Origin of the sequence: Sediminicola sp. 1XM1-17 (assembly GCF_037203765.1) — a bacterium.
GTDB lineage: Bacteria > Bacteroidota > Bacteroidia > Flavobacteriales > Flavobacteriaceae > Sediminicola.
Genome location: NZ_JBBCAS010000001.1, coordinates 606,525 through 624,718, shown reverse-complemented (window position 1 = coordinate 624,718; position 18,194 = coordinate 606,525). Strand labels below are relative to the sequence as shown.

Genomic DNA, 18,194 nt, shown 5'->3' with positions numbered 1-18,194 from the left:
CATGAAACTAAAATATATCATAGTTGCAATCCTTCTAGCCTCCTTGGGGAGCATCATATATGGCTTTACCTTAATGGATGCAAATCCCTTGTTAGGCAATAAATATATCGGATTTGGTACGGTTGGAATTTTTCTCATTGCCATGCCCCTATTTCTTATCAAGGAGAGTAAAGGAAAAAAGGTAAAAGATTATATGTTGACCGAAGAAAATATTAGAAAAATGCAGGCCAAAAATGAGGAAAAGCCTGATAATCAATAATTTTACTTGCTATTTTCTACACTTTCGCCCAAAAAAACATAACTTAGTAGTTCAAACGATTTGTATATTTTTTAATTTTTATTGAATGACTGGAACTGTTAAATTTTTCAATGTATCCAAAGGTTACGGATTCATAACCAATGACGACACCGGGAAAGACATTTTTGTTCACGCAACAGGATTGAACGGGGTTGAGTTAAACGAAGGCGACAAAGTAGAATACCAAGAAGAGGAAGGAAGAAAAGGAGTGGTTGCTGCACAAGTGCAAGTAATTGGATAATATGTTTTATTTTGAATTGAAACTAGAAGCCTTCTTAACGGAAGGCTTCTTCTTTTTGGGACTCTGTTGTTCAGCCATTAATTGAGGTTTCTTCGCTGTATAAAGAATTTTTTTAGGAGTTCAGAAGCTTCTTGCTCCATGACCCCTCCCCTAATTTTAGTTTTGGGATGGAGGACCGTTCCCATGACCCCACAACCTCTTTCCACATCCGTGGCCCCGAATACTATATTGGCAATCTGGCTCCAGTACAATGCCCCGGCACACATCTGGCAAGGTTCCAAGGTGACATATAGGGTACAACGATGCAAATATTTTCCGCCCAAGAAATTGGCTGCAGCGGTTATCGCCTGCATTTCCGCATGTGCCGTAACATCATTTAACTGTTCGGTCAAGTTATGGGCACGTGCAATTATTCTATTTTCAATGACTATAATGGCCCCAACGGGAACTTCCCCCTTGTCATAGGCGGCCTCCGCCTCTTGCAGGGCCCGTTTCATAAAATAGGCATCGTCCATTTTTAAATCCATACCCCCAAAATTACAATTTTAACCCTTTAATCCCCCGCCTGAAAAAATGAATTTAATGTACATTTGCCTGAAGCCATGAAACATCTAGAAAAAATAAATTTTCCAGCAGATCTACGACAGTTAAAAACTGCTGACCTTCCCCACCTTGCAAAGGAATTAAGGTCATTTATCATAGATATTGTCGCTACCAAGGAAGGGCATTTGGGCGCTAGTCTCGGCGTGGTGGAGCTTACCATAGCCCTACATTATGTATTCAACACCCCTATAGACAGATTGATCTGGGACGTAGGCCATCAAGCCTATGTACATAAAATTCTTACCGGAAGAAAAAATCTTTTCGATACCAACCGACAACTGGGCGGTATCAGTGGATTTCCAAATCGGAAGGAAAGTGTTTATGATGCTTTTGGAACAGGTCACAGTTCAACCTCCATTTCAGCCATTTTGGGAATGGCCATCGCATCAAAAATTAAAGGGGAAGAGGATAGGCACCATATTGCAGTCATTGGAGATGCTTCCATAGCGAGCGGAATGGCCTTTGAAGGTTTGAACCATGCCGGAGTAACGGATACCAATGTCCTGATCATCCTCAATGACAATGCAATCGGTATAGATCCAAGTGTTGGAGCTTTAAAAAAATACTTGACCAACGTTAAAAAAGGAACGGCAAAAGAGGAGAATATCTTTGAATGCCTAAATTTTGATTATTCCGGACCTGTAGACGGTCATGACATTACTGTTCTCATTGCAGAATTGGAGCGCTTAAAGACCGTGAAAGGTCCTAAATTACTACATATCATTACCACAAAAGGAAAAGGCCTTCCCCAGGCGGAGGCAGATCAGGTGACCTATCATGCCCCGGGAAAATTTGATAAACTGACAGGTGATCTGTATCCAAAATCGCTTCAGGATGGGCCTCCAAAATACCAAGATGTATTTGGACATACCTTAGTGGAGCTGGCACTGGAAAACAAGAAGATCATTGGGATAACCCCCGCCATGCCTACTGGAAGCTCCTTAAAATTCATGATGGAACAGATTCCTGAAAGGGCACTGGACGTGGGCATTGCCGAACAACATGCGGTTACCATGGCCGCTGGGATGGCGGCAGAAGGACTGGTGCCATTTTGCAACATCTATTCCACTTTCCTGCAACGGGCCTATGATCAGGTGATACACGATGTTGCCCTGCAGCAGCTCCCCGTCATTTTCTGCTTGGACCGGGCGGGATTGGTAGGCCAGGATGGCGCTACCCATCACGGTATCTATGATATTGCCTATCTAAGATGCATCCCAAACATGATCATTTGCGCCCCGAGGAACGAGATCGAACTGAGAAATATCATGTATACTGCCCAATTGGGATTGGACAGACCAATTGCCATAAGGTATCCCCGAGGAAAAGGTGTCTCAAAACAATGGAGACAACCTTTTCAAAAAATTGAAATTGGATCTGCCGAAGAAATGAAAAAAGGCACAAAAATTGCGGTGCTTTCGCTCGGACATATTGGAAATAGTGTTGGCCAGCTTTTGCAGCAAATGGATAATCCCGAAAAGGTTGGTCATTACAATATGCGTTTTGTAAAGCCCTTGGACGAAAAAATGCTGGAAAGGGTCTTTATGGAGTACGAACATATTGTTACGATTGAAGATGGGGTTAAAATAGGCGGTATGGGCAGCGCGATCATAGAATTCGCCAACAAAATTGGATCGGACAAAAAAATAAAAATATTTGGTATAGATGATACTTTTATAGAACACGGCACTGTTGAAGAATTACAGTCGCTCTGCCACATAGATGTATTGTCCCTTAAAAATTATATTGATGAGATTTATTGAGTATTGTTGTAAAGAGGGCAAAAAATGGTCAGTATTCTTACTATTTTTCCTAGGCCTTTCCACAATGACCGCACAAGATACCATTCCCGTAATTCAACCCATAGATACCACAGCTGTAGACACTACTATTGTTGACACTATAGTTATTCGTGCCGTTCAGAGCAAGATCAGAAATATCCCCCGAAGTGTAAATCTCACCAATCCCATCGTATCCTTCAAAAAAACAAAGGCGAGGACCAAGGAATTCCGGCAATTCCAAGTACCATCATTCTGGCACAATGAAAATGTGCTGAAAATCAACTTCAATGAGGTTGCCTTTGTCAATTGGAAGGCCGGTGGAGACAACTCCATTGCTGCGGCCGGGAACCTTAAGTTCGTCAAGAATTATAAGTTCAGGTATATACAATGGGACAATGATCTGGAATTTAGATATGGACTCAATGCTCAAGAAGGGCGTAAAGTCCGAAAAACCGAAGACCTTATACGCCTTAGCTCTACCTTTGGCTATAGAAGGGACACCCTGAGCAATTGGTATTATTCGGTAAAGGCCAATTTTAATACCCAATTTTCCAACGGGTACAAGTATCCCGACAGAACGACCCCCATATCCAGATTCATGGCCCCGGGATACCTATTTTTGGGAGCGGGAACTTCATTTATTCCAGACGGAAAAAAATTCAATCTTTATATTTCACCCATAACCCAAAAGGCCACTTATGTCCTGGACCAAACCCTGGCCAACCAGGGTGCTTTTGGAGTTAAAAAGGCAAGTTATGATGCTGAGGGCAATGTCATTGCCCCCGGTGAAAATGTTTTTATGGAATTTGGTTTTCTCGTTACCAATACGTGGCAAAAGGAAATTTTTGACAATGTGTTTTTGGACCACCGGATAAACTTATATACCGATTATCTCCGTAGGTTCGGCAATATCGATGTTGACTGGGAGCTTAATTTAAAGCTCGTAGTCAATAAGTATATCCAAACTAACATCGGCACCCAACTTATCTATGACGACGATATTAAGTTTGATGAGATCATAGCAGATGATGGTACCATTGTGGACTCAGGTGGACCTAGAATCCAGTTCAAACAGATTTTGGGGGTTGGTGTTGCCTATACCTTTTAAAGTTGCCTACCCATTATTTTATTGTGGATGTGCACGGCCGCCCCATCGGATAAGCTGGCCACATAACAACACGTATTCAATAGAATTTGATAAATAGAAAGACCTTCCGTTCGTTGATAAAAAGCCGGTAAGGTCCTTATTACCAATTTATCGTAATTGGACGCTTGACCCTCCGTTTTTTTGACCAATGCACTCGTGTAAACATCCAGGATATCAGAAATAATCCTATATCCTGCTATCTCCTTTTCTATAACTTCCTGGGACTGGTACAACTTATCAACACTAAGTTGGATTATATCGGCAATTTGGGCCTTATACTTACTCTTGTCCAATAAGGAAACCCCGAAGGTGCCCTCTAAAATGGCATCTTCATTTTCTACAAAAACATCAATGACGTCCGTTATCAACGTACTTATTGCCAATGCCCTAAGATAGCTGAGCCTATCCTCCATAAAGGCCATTTCATTGTACTTTTTTGTATTGATGTTGTCCTTGACCAATTTGATCAGATACTCCAAAGCAAAATCTTCAGGAATCAGTCCCAGGTTAATCCCATCCTCAAAATCTATTATGGTGTAACAGATATCATCTGCCGCCTCCACCAAATAGGTCAAGGGGTGCCTAGAAAATGAGGTGTCCTTTCCCTGTCGTGTCTGATTTAATCCCAGCTCCAATGCCACTTCCTCAAAGAATGGGCGCTCGGTCTGGAAAAATCCAAATTTCTTATCTGCAATATGAGCGGTTGGCTTTTTGGGCAAAGACTCCTTGGGGTATTTCATAAAGGCCCCAAGGGTAGCATAGCTCAATCGCAATCCTCCCTGCACCCCTTCCCTGGTTTCCGTCAATAGCTTCAAACCATTGGCGTTGCCCTCAAAATCTATAATGTCCTGAAATTCTTTTTCGGATAATCTGGAGCGATACTGCTGCCCGTTCCCAGTTTTAAAATATTCCCCTATGGCCTTTTCGCCACTATGCCCAAATGGTGGGTTTCCAATATCATGCGCAAGTGCGGCTGCGGCAACTATAGCTCCAAAATCATTGAACTGGTACCCATGGACCTCCTTTAGATAGGGATGTTTTGCCAAGATCTTTTTTCCCGCAATCCTTCCCAAACTTCTACCAACAACGGAAACTTCCAAACTGTGGGTAAGCCTTGTGTGCACAAAATCGGTCTTGGATAATGGGATTACCTGGGTTTTGTCCTGTAAACTTCGAAATGCTGAGGAAAATATAATACGGTCATAATCCACCTCAAACCCCAAACGGGTCTCATCTTGTTCTTTCCGTATCCTTTTGTGGGTATCCCCTTGTCTTCTAAGGGATAGCAATTGTTCCCAATTCATAGTAAATTATTTGAAGACGCAAGATACATTTTATAGCTTTTCCTTACCTAATCCCCCTTCTTTAAAACTAATGTTACAAGAATAAATTTTCCATTCAGATGTGGATTAGATTTTATTCTTAATAATTCCTTAATCTAAAATTTACCTAAGAATGGAGAAAATATCTCAATTTGGTACCGTCTTTAGACCCCTTATAGATTTCATAATGTATTAGTTTTTGTCAACTATTTATGTAAATCAACAGGCTACCTCTGGCCAAGGTAGCTTTTTTTCTACATTTTACTGGGAAGCAATGATGTCTTTAGGTTAATCTCCAATTAACGTTAACTTAACTTTGCCTCTTGTTCTTTGCAGCGACAAAAACTAATAAAATGAAAATAAGAATTTTTACAGCAGGTTTGTTCCTGTTTGTTGCAACTTTAAGTTTTGCCCAAGAAACAGAAGCTCCCGCTTTTGGAAAGGGACTTTTCAACCTAATGGGAAAAGATAGCACCTTTAGCATGAAAATTGCGACCAGGATGCAATTTTTAACGGTTGCCAATTGGGAGAAAGACGCCGATGGAGGATTAGTAAATCCAGAGTCCAATTCTTTGGTCCGCAGGTCCCGTTTGAAATTTGACGGATTTGTCTACAGCCCCAAATTGGAATATAAATTGGAGTTGGGATTATCCAACAGGGATATTTCTGGTACCTCGGAATTCACTAGCAATGCGCCAAGATATATTTTAGATGCGGTTGTCATGTGGAACTTCTACGAAAACTTTGAACTTTGGGTTGGTCAGACCAAACTTCCAGGTAACGTGGAACGTGTAGTATCCTCTGCAAACCTACAGTTGGTAGATCGTTCCCTATTAAATAGCAGGTTCAACATAGACCGTGATATGGGTATTCAATTAAGGCATAAAACAAAATTGTCCGACAATTTTGTGATGCGCGAAAAATTTGCCATCTCACAAGGGGAAGGTAGAAATGTGACCACCGGCAATTTGGGAGGACACCAATATACCTCACGTTTGGAATTCTTGCCTTTCGGAGAATTTAAAGGGGATTATACAGGATCAGATTTAGACCGGGAGAAATCCCCAAAATTAATGATTGCCGCTACTTATGATATCAACCAAAATGCGGTAAGAAATCGAAGTAACCTAGGATCCTATATGACCATTGACAATGAAACCGGTTTCTATGAAACCAACATCAACACTCTTTTCATTGACGCCATGTTCAACTATAATGGATTCTCCTTTATGGGTGAATATGCCCATAGGGATGCCAAAGATCCTTTGGCCAAAAACTCTGACGGCACTTTAACAGGTGACGAAGTGCAGGTGGGCAATGGTCTAAACCTACAAATGGGATACCTATTAAAAAATGATTGGGAAATCTCAGGACGTTACACCAACATCACATTGGATGAGAATATCACAGGAAAATCACCAGAGGACCAATACACCTTAGGTTTATCCAAATATATTGTAGGTCACAAATTGAAGGTACAAACGGACCTTAGCTATCTAAATGTAGATGGTGGAACGGACGAATTGATGTACCGCCTTCAATTGGATGTACATTTTTAAGTATCTAAACAATTGTTTTATAGGGATTTGATCAAAATTATTCTTAACCCTAATTTAACCCCTAGTATTTATTTAATTCTTAAATTTAGCAACTTTTAAAAGTATTATTCTCATGAAAAAAATTGTATCTCTTTTAACCTTGGCCCTGGTATTGAGCGCCTGCGGTGACAAAAAAGAAAAAAAGGATGGTGCTGGTTCAATGACCGGGACAATTCAAATTGACGGTTCCAGTACCGTATTCCCAATTACAGAGGCTGTTGCTGAAGAATTCAGATCGGAGCAACCCGATGTAAAAGTTACTATTGGGGTTTCCGGAACCGGAGGAGGTTTTAATAAGTTTTCTAGAGGAGAAACCAATATTTCCAATGCTTCCCGACCTATAAAGGATCAAGAAAAAGCGATTTGTGAGGAAAACAACATCAACTACATTGAGCTAGAGGTTGCTTATGATGGTTTGGCTGTATTGGTCAACCCAGAGAATACATGGGTAGATAATTTTACGGTAGAGGAGCTGAAAAAAATATGGGAGCCATCTGCTCAGGGTACCATTATGAAATGGAACCAGATCCGTCCAGAATGGCCAAATGAAGAGATCCACTTGTATGGTCCTGGAGTTGCTTCAGGTACCTACGATTATTTTACGGAGGCTGTTGTAGGAAAGAGCGGTTCCAGTAGGGGCGACTTTACTGCCAGTGAAGATGATCATGTTTTGGTTCAGGGTATTGCAGGCGATAAATATTCCCTAGGCTTTTTCGGATTGGCCTATTATGAAGAGAACAAAGATAAATTAACCCTTATTGGAGTGAACAATGGAACCGAGGTTGTTAAACCATCTTTGGAAACCGTAAAGAACGGTACTTATACACCATTGTCCAGACCTTTGTTCATCTACGTAAACAGCACTTCTGTAAAGTCTCCTGAAGTGGTTGAATTTGTGAACTTCTATTTGGATAATGCAGGAGAATTATCTACCGATGTAGGATACATTCCGTTACCTTCAGAATTGTACGCCCAACAAAAAGAAAGCTTTAAAACTTTTGTTGAAAACAACAAATAATTAAAAGCTATAGATGAAAAATCAGGTGCTTTATAGGTGCCTGATTTTTCCTATTTAAAATAATCTTACATGCGCAAGATAAAAGAACTTATAATCGAGAAATCGCTTTTAACAAGCGCTTTGATTACTATTGCCGTTACCGTAGGTATCATTTTGGTTCTTTCCATTGAAGCGGTACAGTTCTTCAGTGAGGTATCTATTATTGATTTCTTTACCGATACTCAATGGACTCCGTTGTTCACTGAAAAGCACTTTGGAATTCTACCGCTGCTCTCCGGAACATTGTTGACCTCCTTTATTGCCATTGCAGTAGCATTGCCAATTGGATTGACCATCAGTATTTACCTGAGCGAGTATGCCCCACGAAATTTTAGGAAAACTATAAAACCATTATTGGAACTACTGGCTTCCATCCCAACGGTTGTTTATGGTTTTTTTGCTTTGGTTGTTGTAACCCCTTTCTTACAGGGATTTATCCCAGATCTAGCTGGCTTCAACTCCCTTTCGGCGGGTATCGTTATGGGGATCATGATAATCCCTTATATCTCCTCCATAAGTGAGGATGCCCTTCATGCCGTTCCCGCTTCCCTGAGGGAAGCTTCTTACGGCATGGGTGCCACCAAACTGCAAACAGCTTTTAAAGTGATTGTCCCGGCAGCATCCTCGGGTATTATCGTTTCTATCATCCTGGCCATCTCCAGGGCCATTGGAGAAACCATGATCGTTGCCGTAGCTGCAGGTCAACAACCCAGATTAACATTGGACCCAACGGTTCCCGTAGAGACCATTACCGCCTATATTGTTCAGGTGAGTCTTGGAGATGTACAGCACGGGTCTTTGGAATATAGGACTATTTTTGCCGCAGGTATTACCTTGTTTGTATTTACCTTTTTACTGAATACATTGAGCTATAGAATCAGAAAAAAATACCAAGAGAAATATGAATAATATACAGAAAAATAGGTGGAAAGACCAGGCTTTCAAGTATTGGGGCATATTCTGTACCATTATCGGCTTGGTATTATTGGCAGTCTTCATTGGAGATATCCTAATTGACGGAATACTTAGGATAGATTGGGCTTTTATCACGGACCTGCCTTCCAGAAAGGCTGAGAATTCCGGAATCTACACTGCCCTTATGGGGAGTATTTGGATCTTGCTATTAACCACCATCATCGCATTTCCCATCGGGGTTGCCGCTGGGATCTATCTGGAGGAATACGCAAAGAATAATAAGCTTGCGGGTCTTTTGGAAATAAACATCTCCAATCTGGCAGGGGTACCTTCCATCATCTATGGACTTTTGGGTCTTGAGGTTTTTGTTCGTATCATGAACTTGGGTGCCAGTGTCTTGGCCGGAAGTTTAACCCTATCCCTGCTCATCCTGCCTATTGTTATCGTGGCAACCCGGGAAGCTATCAAGGCCGTGCCTAAATCAATCAAGGATGCATCCTTTGCTTTGGGTGCCTCTAAATGGCAAACAATTTGGCACCAGATATTACCGGCTTCCAGCGGTGGAATTCTTACCGGGGTCATTTTGGCCCTTTCAAGGGCAGTTGGGGAAACGGCACCATTGATCGTAGTAGGTGCATTGGCCTATGTGCCCTTTGCCCCTTCCAATCCGATGGATGAGTTCTCTGTGATGCCAATTCAAATATTCAACTGGATATCAAGACCACAATCCGGATTTATAGAAAATGCCGCTGCGGCTATCATTATCTTATTGGGCATCACTTTTATCATGAACGGTATAGCGGTGTACTTTAGGAACAAATGGCAGAAGAAATGGAAATAATTATGGATAATCCTATAAAAGAAAATATGGTACTGGACAGTGTAATAGACCCGTCTTTAAAAAAGATACCTAAAATAGAAGCCAAGAACATTAAAGTTTGGTATGATGATTTCAATGCTATAAAGGGTATTGATATGTCCATAAAACCAAACACCGTCACCGCCTTTATTGGGCCTTCAGGTTGTGGAAAATCTACTTTCCTTCGTCTATTTAATAGAATGAACGATTATGTTGATGGCTTTAGAATGGAAGGGAAGATCAAGATCAACGGCAATAATATCTATAAGAAAAATATCAACGTTGAGGAATTGCGGAAGGAAGTGGGAATGGTGTTCCAAAAGCCAAATCCGTTCCCAAAATCCATATTTGACAATGTTGCCTACGGTCTGAGGATACAAGGCATAACCGATAAGAAATTTATCGAAGAACGGGTAGTTTCCTCCCTACAACAAGTTGGACTTTGGGAAGAGGTGAAGGATGGTCTAAAGAAATCTGGCATTGCCCTTTCAGGAGGACAGCAACAAAGACTATGTATTGCACGGACATTGGCGGTTGAGCCCTCCATCATCTTAATGGACGAGCCCACATCGGCGTTGGATCCAATTTCTACAGCGAAAATTGAGGAACTTATTTTTCAATTAAAAGAAAAATATACCATTATCATTGTAACCCATAACATGCAACAAGCCAGTAGAATCAGTGATTATACTGCTTTTTTCTATCTTGGTGATCTTATTGAGTACAATAAGACAAAAAACATCTTTACTAACCCAGAAAAACAAAAAACCGAAAACTACATCACTGGTAGGTTCGGATAAAATATAGGATTATGGCAAATGCTATTTACCAAAGGGAAATCATAAACCAGTCGGGTTTCAAAATGCTTACGTTGTGCAAATCCCAGCTTGAAAAAGCCAAAGTTGCATTTCGGGAGCACGATAGTGATTTGGCAGAGGAAGTCATCAATACGGAGAACAGGGTCAATGCCTTGGATCTGAAAATTGAGGAAGATTGTGAAAAATTCTTGGCACTGTACAATCCAGTAGCCATCGATCTTCGATTCATCATGGCAGTTCGTAAAATCAATTTCGATTTGGAAAGAATCGCCGATCACGCCTACAGTATTTCAAAGTACGTAGTTGATCTTGACGAGCCCATAGCGCCACATCTTTTTGAAAGATTACAGTTTGAACAGATGTATACTACGATCTCCGCTATGTTTGACCACATAACCGTTGCTTATGAGGATAAGGACGTAAAGGCCGCTAGAAAAGTCTTTAAAAAAGACAAGGTTCTGGATCAGATCAATAGGGAGTCTTTTGCCATTATTGAAGAGGAAATACGTAAAGACCCGAAACTCATTAGACAATCCCTGGTGCTGTTCTCCGTTGTGAAAAAATTGGAACGTGTAGGAGATTTAATGAAAAACGTGGCAGAGGAAGTTATTTTTTATATCGATGCCGAGGTACTGAAACATAAAAGAAAAAAATAAATTTTTACCCCAATCCCTATTACAACCTACATAGTACTAGGGATTTTGGTCAAATTAGTGCTCTTTTAATATTATACATTGTTAAGTTTTAAGTAGGTTTGCAAGGTTGGCTTTCAAGACTTTAATTATGGATAATATTTACTTGTTAATGATTATTGCCCTTGCCTTTTTGGCCGTGGCCGATTTGGTAGTTGGCGTTAGCAATGATGCAGTAAATTTTTTGAATTCTGCCATTGGCTCCAAAGCCATTTCCTTCAGAACCATCATGATTGTTGCCAGCTTGGGAATTGCCATAGGTGCCATATTTTCCAGTGGGATGATGGAGGTAGCCAGAAAGGGCATTTTCAATCCCAGTGAATTTATGTTCAGTGAGATCATGATCATATTCATGGCCGTGATGATCACCGACATTTTATTGTTGGATTTCTTCAATACCGTAGGAATGCCAACTTCTACAACGGTTTCCATTGTATTTGAACTTTTGGGTGCTGCAGTGGCCATGGCCTTTATCAAGGTGGCTGCGGATACTGGAAATTATGTAGATGTATATAGGCATATCAACACCTCCAAAGCAACCGAAATTATCGTTGGGATCCTATTATCTGTCGTCATTGCCTTTTCCATAGGTGCCCTCGTCCAATATTTCTCTAGGATGTTGCTCTCTTTTGATTTTAGAAAAAAAGCAAATTGGGTGGTATCCATATTTGGTGGCAGTGCCCTAACGGCCATCACCTATTTCATTATGATAAAAGGATTAAAAGGAGCCACTTTCGTTAGTGATGACTTACTCACTTTTATTCAGGACAACACCATCCTAATTATCATGGGAAGCCTTGTTATTTGGACCGTATTCTCTTATTTGATTACCATTATCTTAAAATTTGATGTTTATAAACTGATCATTATCGTTGGAACTTTTGCCTTGGCCCTCGCCTTTGCAGGAAACGATCTTGTCAATTTTATAGGTGTCCCCATTGCTGCATGGCAGTCTTTTGAAGCTTGGCAAGCTTCCGGTATTCCGGCAACTGAGTTTAGCATGACCGTTTTGGCAGAAAAGGTACCTACCCCTAACTTCCTATTATTTGGAGCAGGGATGGTCATGGTTTTGACCTTATGGTTCTCAAAAAAGGCTCGTTATGTGACCCAGACCGAGATAAACCTCTCAAGAGAAGGGGAGTCCAAGGAACGTTTTCAGCCCAACTTCCTTTCCCGGGGAATTGTCAGGGGAGCTATTTTAGTTTCACAAATCACCACTTCCCTCATCCCAAAATCACTCAAGAATAGGATAGATGCCAATTTTGAAAAACCGGTCATAGCACTTTCCAAGGATAAAACTTATGAAATGCCGGCTTTTGATATGGTTAGAGCCGCAGTTAACCTAATGGTAGCAGGGGTATTGATCTCTATAGCCACCTCTTACAAATTACCGCTTTCCACCACCTACGTAACTTTTATGGTTGCCATGGGTTCTTCTTTGGCAGATAGGGCTTGGGGTGCTGAAAGTGCCGTTTACAGGGTTGCCGGAGTATTAAATGTTATCGGGGGATGGTTCTTTACTGCCTTCATTGCTTTTATATCGGCGGCAGTAATCGTATACCTAATCAATATCCATGTCCCTTCCATGGTAGCCATACTTTTACTTATAGCTATTTTCCTTTTGGTAAGAAATTACATTTCCCACAGTCAAAAATCAAAAGAAATAAAAGCTGAAGATAGCCTTAGAAAAGCAGAGAGCAGTTCTATCCAAGGAGTTATAGAGGAGAGTGCCAATAACATTGCCAATGTTGTAAAAAGAGGAAACAAAATATACACCAACACTATCAATGGTTTGGCCAAACAAGACCTTGATCTCCTCAAAAAGAATAAAAAAGGAGTTATCAAATTATCCAATGAAGTGGATGAGTTGAGGGATCATATTTTTTACTTCATCAAAAACTTGGACGAAGCCAGTGTGGGCGCAAGCAATTTCTACATCAATATATTAGGGTTTTTGCAGGACCTGGCCCAATCCCTGGAGTACTTGGCCAAAATAAGCCATAAACACATCCATAATAACCACAAGAAACTTAAGTACAATCAGATCAAAGAGCTAAAAGAAATAGATCTTAAGCTCGATGAACTTTTCCGTGCCACGAAGGAGGTTTTCGATTCCCGCTCATTTGAGCAAATTGGAGAGCTTCTAACAAGCAAACAAGAATTACTGAACATGGTCTCTGAAAAAATTGAGAGGCAAGTGGAAAGGACACGTACGGAAGAATCCAGCCCTAAGAATACCACGTTATACTTTGCCCTACTCCTTGAGACGAAAGATATAATTTCGGCAACCACCAACTTATTGGAGCTGTATTACAAGGAACATGACAGTTCCGTAATTCCTGCCAAGTTGGACACCAAGTAAAACTTGTTGAACTTAAAATTCAAAGGTTCGGCCAAACTATGTTTGGCCGAACCTTTTTTTTATTGCTCATCCTGATCATTGTACGCTGTGCTTTATTTTTTGAATGAGAAGCAGCTACTCCCTTCATTAACTAACCTCATGGTTATTCCCACATGACCTATATCATGGTGGAACATGATCAGAAAAGATAATTTTGGGACACACTAAAGTTTAACCATTATCTATTAAAATACGTATTATGAAAAAAATATTGTTTGGTCTATTCGTTTTTGGCCTTACCAGCCAAGGTTTTTCTCAAATTGTTAAAACAGAACAGTTATCCGAGGTGGTTGTTACAGCGGTTAACTATAAATACCTCAATGCAACTACCAATGAAGAGGAGGCGCTTCCCGTAAAAATGCTGGAAAGAAAAGCTGCAGCTTACAACATCAAAGAATCAGATCTTTACAGCGATGAATATGATTTTTACACGGTTTCCTTTTTTATACCTGAAGGTAAAATTGTCGCCGTTTATAATGCAGACGGCCAGATTACTAGAACCATTGAAAAATTCAAAAACGTAAAATTACCGGAAACTGTTGCTAAAGCCGTAATGGACAGGTTCCCCAAATGGACGGTTGAATCCGATGTATATCTCGTAAGTTATACGGATGAAAAAGGGGCCAAGAAGACCTACAAACTAAAATTGATGAACGGGGATGAAAGAATGAAGGTGAAAATTGATGAAACTGGAACCTTCCTCTAGTCAGTCTAGACTTCTAAAAAATAAAGGGCCCAACTTAGTGAAGTTGGGCCCTTAATTTTTTACTAATCTACAATTACTTTCCAGGATCCAATATCTGGTCTATTCTGGCAATGGCATCCTCATAGTGATACCTTGTAATTGTATTCACAGCGCTGTTCCTCGCTGCCTGCAACCTAAATCGAAGGGTTTTGAGCTCTCCCCTTACCAACGTACGCACATCCGAAGTACTCACGTCGAACGTTAAGGTTCGTTCCACTTCCGAATCATTGTTTCTACGGGATGGACCTTCATCTGTCATTAAATAGGCCATTCTATCCAAATAGGTGCGCTGTAGGTTTCTGCGATAAATATCAACATTGGTGCCCCTTCTGACCTCGCTCCACACACCATTGCGCAAGTCCCTTAGCATTCCCAAAGCACTGTAATAGTCCACAACGGTTGTTTCTGCATCGATGAGCCTGCCTATCCGGTCAAAACTGAGCAGATCGTTCAGATGCCTGGCCTGCACCCTTCGCAATGCCTCAAAGTAACCTGCATGGTCTATATTTTGTAATATTTCCTTATCAATGAGCCAAGCTGGTGTTGAAAATAAATTTTCCTGTAACCATACCATGGATGCCTTTTGCGCAGCATGATCCAAGTGGGTATATACCAGGCCTTCCTGATCTGGAGTTTTCAAATTTTCAAATACGCCTCCAATATTGGTCACTACATGGCCTACATACCTACTGTACACACCCAACAACTCCCCATACAACTCTTCAAGATCACCATAGTCATTGGTCCGGTCCGATGTCCAACTCTTAAGGTTCTGTGCCACATATTTTAGATTGCTCAAGGCATAATCTCCTGCTTTTATGGGGTCGTCCCCTATACTTTCTGTCTGAGATTGGGGATCAAAACGACTGGATTGCCGGCCAAACTTATATTTCGGATCCAACTCGTGCTTTCTGATCCATTGATCTAGCGTATCCCGTTCCTCCGCCACCGTGGTGGTGTTCGGAATGACCCGATAGCCCCAATTGGTCGCATAATGGTCATAGGGGCCCATTTGTCGGATGAACCTAATATTTTCATCCTCAGGCTGTGCCACATAGTTATAACGGGCATAATCCATAATACTGGCGGCTATTCCATTTTCTTGGGTAAAGGCGCCATTGCGCAAAGAATCAACAGGGTAGGCATAACTGGCCGCCATATTATGAGGAAAGCCAAGGGCATGCCCCACTTCATGGGCTATAACCATGCGCATCATCTCCCCTATTTCTTCCTCGGGAGTATTCAGGGTCCTCGCTGATGGATTTGCGGCTCCGGTTTCCAACAAATATCTATTTCTATAGCTTCTCAAATGATTGTGGTACCAAATAATGTCACTTTCAATAATTTCTCCACTTCTAGGATCCGACACACTGGGACCAGTGGCATTCCTTGTGGTGCTGGCAACATATCGGACCACGGAATATCGGATATCCTCCGGACTGAATTCTGGATCTTCCTCTGCCGTGGGAGCGTCTTTGGCCAAAATGGCATTTTTAAAACCAGCCGTTTCAAAGGGTTTTTGCCATTCCTCTATTCCCTGCTTGATATACTCCCTCAAATTCTCAGGAGTTCCGGGATCCAGATAATACACAATGGGCTTTATGGGCTCTACCAGTTCACCCCGCGCATATGCTTCTGCATCCTTGGGCTCCAACCGCCATCTCCTGATATAGGTTTTTTGATCCGATTTCAATTCCTTGCTTCCATAGTCGTACTGGCTAACCGTAAAGAACCCTACCCTGGGATCATACCTTCTGGGCCTCATGGGCTCCTTTGGCAATAAAATCATAGATTGGTTCATCTGTAGACTAATGGACTCCAAGTCAGAAAAGGAAGGTGGCTCCGAGGCACTATAGGTCAAATCCTGTTTTACCTCAATATTCTCGGGGAAACTCTTGATCCCGTTAATAAAACTCAAGGAAGACTCGAGCTTTTTCACCTTATACTCCTTGCGCAATCTTGCGGATAGACCACTGATGGCCACCACATCTGTATTAAAAAGAGAGGTCACATTGATCACCACTGCCGTGGTGTCCGTATTATAGGCCTTTATATCGAAGGCAAATAGTGTAGGCTCGTAATTATTCACCATCACCGAATGGTGGATCGCCTTGGTGCTGTCCGCCACATTCGCGTAGGACTTTACCTTTAATAGAATTTTATCTTGGAACCTAACCCACTCCACCACTTGCTCATTGGTCTTGGTACCCGCATTAAAATAACCGCCGCCCAATCCCTCGGGGAGCTGCGCAATTCTGCTTACCCAAAGCATTTCCTTTTTTAGCTTATTGAACGGTATTTCATAAAAATACTCCTCCTTTATCCTATGCACCGTAAAGAGTCCATCATCGGAAACGGCATCTTTAGTTATTACCTCCCCATATTCTTTAATGCCATTTTTATTTTTAGGCTTGGTAGCATCGTTAAAATTGGTCGGTATTTTGGGGTCTTCATTTCTAGGTCTTCTTTGCCCCTCCACAGTTAGGGATATAAAGAACATGGAGAACAAAATAAACGGCAATAGGCTTTTCATAAGAGGTAATTGTTTTTTTCTGTCTTCTAAAATAAAACTATTCAAAAGCTATTCCTGCCTTTTTATAGAATATTAACAAAATACTTACCTTGTAAGCGTGTTAACCTTATACATCATGATGAGAATAATTATTGTATTGCTTCTATCTTCCATGTCTTTCTTAGGCCACTCTCAAGAACTAACAGCAAATCAACTTTTACAAAAAACTATGGCCTACCACGATCCCAACAATAATTGGTCATCGTTCAGTGGGGCGTTCAAGGTACTTATGAAAACTCCGAATAGCAGCGAGAGAAAAAGCATCATTCAAATCAACCTCCCACAGGAACAATTTAATTTGAACGTTGAAAAAGATGGAAATACATTGGAGTACAAATTGAAAGGCAAAACATGTACTTTACTTTTAAACGGTAGTCCAGAAATAACCGAGGCGCAACAAAAATCATTCAACCTAAATTGTGAGCGGGCAAATATGATGAAGGACTACTACACCTACCTGTATGGCCTGCCAATGAAATTAAAAGACCCAGGAACCATTATTGACCCTAAGGTGCAGCATAAAAAATTGAAGAACAAAGAGTACCTGGTTCTAAAGGTCACCTATGAGGAAGGTGTTGGCGGGGACACATGGTATTTCTACTTTGATCCGGCTTCCTATGCCATGGAGGCCTATCAATTTTATCATGATGAATCAAAAAATGACGGGGAATATATCCTTTTAAAGGACCAAGAAAACATCAATGATATTAGGATGCCAAAAACCAGGGAGTGGTATTACAATAAAGACCACAAATTTCTTGGGACCGACATCCTATCCCAAATATAAATTGTGGTCCAAACTGACGGTGCTCATATCCACCAGTATTTGAAACAACTACTTTTGCATATTATATAATTCATATGAAAACCGTAATTTCCTTACTCTTTACCCTTTTGTTTTGCCCCATCCTATGGTCACAAGACCCCAAAACCGAGGAACTTTCGGAGGTGGTGGTTACGGCGGTCAACTATAAATACCTCAGTAGTATTGACTCCAAGGAGACGCCGGTACCGGTTAAACTATTATAGCGTAAGGTAGCTGGTCATAACGTAAAAGAGGAAGGTGCTTTTCAGGATGAATATCCATTTTATACCGTTTCCTTCTATATACCGGAAGGCAAGATAGTCGCCGTATATGACGAGAA

General features: G+C 41.1%; 17 protein-coding genes. 14 read left to right on the top strand and 3 right to left on the bottom strand.

Annotated elements, in window-relative coordinates:
- Position 1: 1 nt before the first annotated feature.
- The gene (locus tag WAA86_RS02800; RefSeq protein WP_337299448.1) at positions 2-259 is read left to right on the top strand and encodes a hypothetical protein; all 258 of its coding nucleotides are present in this window, start codon (positions 2-4) and stop codon (positions 257-259) included.
- Positions 260-344: 85 nt separating this feature from the next.
- Positions 345-539: a cold-shock protein gene (locus tag WAA86_RS02795; RefSeq protein ID WP_337299447.1), complete on the top strand. Its 195-nt coding sequence runs from the start codon at positions 345-347 to the stop codon at positions 537-539.
- A gap of 77 nt (positions 540-616) precedes the next feature.
- On the opposite strand, the gene WAA86_RS02790 is transcribed toward WAA86_RS02795, so the two are convergent.
- Positions 617-1,066 carry a nucleoside deaminase gene (locus WAA86_RS02790; RefSeq protein ID WP_337299446.1) on the bottom strand — a complete coding sequence of 150 codons (450 nt, stop codon included), beginning with the start codon at positions 1,064-1,066 and terminating at the stop codon, positions 617-619.
- Between the two features lie 75 nt (positions 1,067-1,141).
- On the opposite strand from WAA86_RS02790, the gene WAA86_RS02785 reads away from it, so the two are divergent.
- Both WAA86_RS02785 and WAA86_RS02780 read left to right on the top strand, forming a co-directional pair.
- The gene (locus WAA86_RS02785; protein WP_337299445.1) at positions 1,142-2,905 is read left to right on the top strand and encodes a 1-deoxy-D-xylulose-5-phosphate synthase; all 1,764 of its coding nucleotides are present in this window, start codon (positions 1,142-1,144) and stop codon (positions 2,903-2,905) included.
- Positions 2,892-4,031 (top strand): DUF3078 domain-containing protein, encoded by a 1,140-nt coding sequence (locus WAA86_RS02780; protein ID WP_337299444.1) that lies wholly within the window; start codon positions 2,892-2,894, stop codon positions 4,029-4,031. Before WAA86_RS02785 ends, WAA86_RS02780 begins: the two co-directional genes overlap by 14 nt.
- On the opposite strand, the gene dgt is transcribed toward WAA86_RS02780, so the two are convergent.
- On the bottom strand, positions 4,028-5,374 hold the full coding sequence (dgt, locus tag WAA86_RS02775; RefSeq protein WP_337299443.1) for a dGTP triphosphohydrolase: 1,347 nt from the start codon (positions 5,372-5,374) through the stop codon (positions 4,028-4,030). The genes WAA86_RS02780 and dgt overlap by 4 nt on opposite strands.
- A gap of 371 nt (positions 5,375-5,745) precedes the next feature.
- Between dgt and WAA86_RS02770 the strand changes: the two genes are divergently transcribed.
- The 8 genes from WAA86_RS02770 (at position 5,746) to WAA86_RS02735 (ending at position 14,438) form a co-directional block, all read left to right on the top strand.
- Positions 5,746-6,951: a porin gene (locus tag WAA86_RS02770; RefSeq protein ID WP_337299442.1), complete on the top strand. Its 1,206-nt coding sequence runs from the start codon at positions 5,746-5,748 to the stop codon at positions 6,949-6,951.
- Between the two features lie 112 nt (positions 6,952-7,063).
- Positions 7,064-8,008, top strand: a complete 945-nt coding sequence (locus tag WAA86_RS02765) for a PstS family phosphate ABC transporter substrate-binding protein (RefSeq protein ID WP_337299441.1) — start codon at positions 7,064-7,066, stop codon at positions 8,006-8,008.
- A 69-nt stretch (positions 8,009-8,077) separates the two neighbouring features.
- The gene (pstC, locus tag WAA86_RS02760; RefSeq protein ID WP_337299440.1) at positions 8,078-8,956 is read left to right on the top strand and encodes a phosphate ABC transporter permease subunit PstC; all 879 of its coding nucleotides are present in this window, start codon (positions 8,078-8,080) and stop codon (positions 8,954-8,956) included.
- Complete coding sequence (pstA, locus tag WAA86_RS02755) at positions 8,949-9,803, top strand: phosphate ABC transporter permease PstA (protein ID WP_337299439.1); 855 nt, start codon at positions 8,949-8,951, stop codon at positions 9,801-9,803. Before pstC ends, pstA begins: the two co-directional genes overlap by 8 nt.
- A gap of 26 nt (positions 9,804-9,829) precedes the next feature.
- The gene (gene pstB, locus WAA86_RS02750; RefSeq protein ID WP_337299492.1) at positions 9,830-10,621 is read left to right on the top strand and encodes a phosphate ABC transporter ATP-binding protein PstB; all 792 of its coding nucleotides are present in this window, start codon (positions 9,830-9,832) and stop codon (positions 10,619-10,621) included.
- Positions 10,622-10,632: 11 nt separating this feature from the next.
- A complete protein-coding gene (phoU, locus tag WAA86_RS02745; protein WP_337299438.1) occupies positions 10,633-11,295 on the top strand; it encodes a phosphate signaling complex protein PhoU in 663 nt (220 codons plus the stop codon).
- Between the two features lie 127 nt (positions 11,296-11,422).
- A complete protein-coding gene (locus tag WAA86_RS02740; protein ID WP_337299437.1) occupies positions 11,423-13,693 on the top strand; it encodes an inorganic phosphate transporter in 2,271 nt (756 codons plus the stop codon).
- A gap of 238 nt (positions 13,694-13,931) precedes the next feature.
- Positions 13,932-14,438, top strand: a complete 507-nt coding sequence (locus WAA86_RS02735) for a nicotinate-nucleotide adenylyltransferase (protein WP_337299436.1) — start codon at positions 13,932-13,934, stop codon at positions 14,436-14,438.
- Between the two features lie 73 nt (positions 14,439-14,511).
- Here the strand turns inward: WAA86_RS02735 and WAA86_RS02730 are convergent, their stop codons facing one another.
- On the bottom strand, positions 14,512-17,010 hold the full coding sequence (locus WAA86_RS02730; protein WP_337299435.1) for a zinc-dependent metalloprotease: 2,499 nt from the start codon (positions 17,008-17,010) through the stop codon (positions 14,512-14,514).
- A 115-nt stretch (positions 17,011-17,125) separates the two neighbouring features.
- On the opposite strand from WAA86_RS02730, the gene WAA86_RS02725 reads away from it, so the two are divergent.
- Complete coding sequence (locus WAA86_RS02725) at positions 17,126-17,836, top strand: DUF6503 family protein (RefSeq protein WP_337299434.1); 711 nt, start codon at positions 17,126-17,128, stop codon at positions 17,834-17,836.
- Positions 17,837-17,910: 74 nt separating this feature from the next.
- Positions 17,911-18,078 carry a hypothetical protein gene (locus WAA86_RS02720; RefSeq protein WP_337299433.1) on the top strand — a complete coding sequence of 56 codons (168 nt, stop codon included), beginning with the start codon at positions 17,911-17,913 and terminating at the stop codon, positions 18,076-18,078.
- The last annotated feature ends 116 nt before the right edge of the window (positions 18,079-18,194 follow it).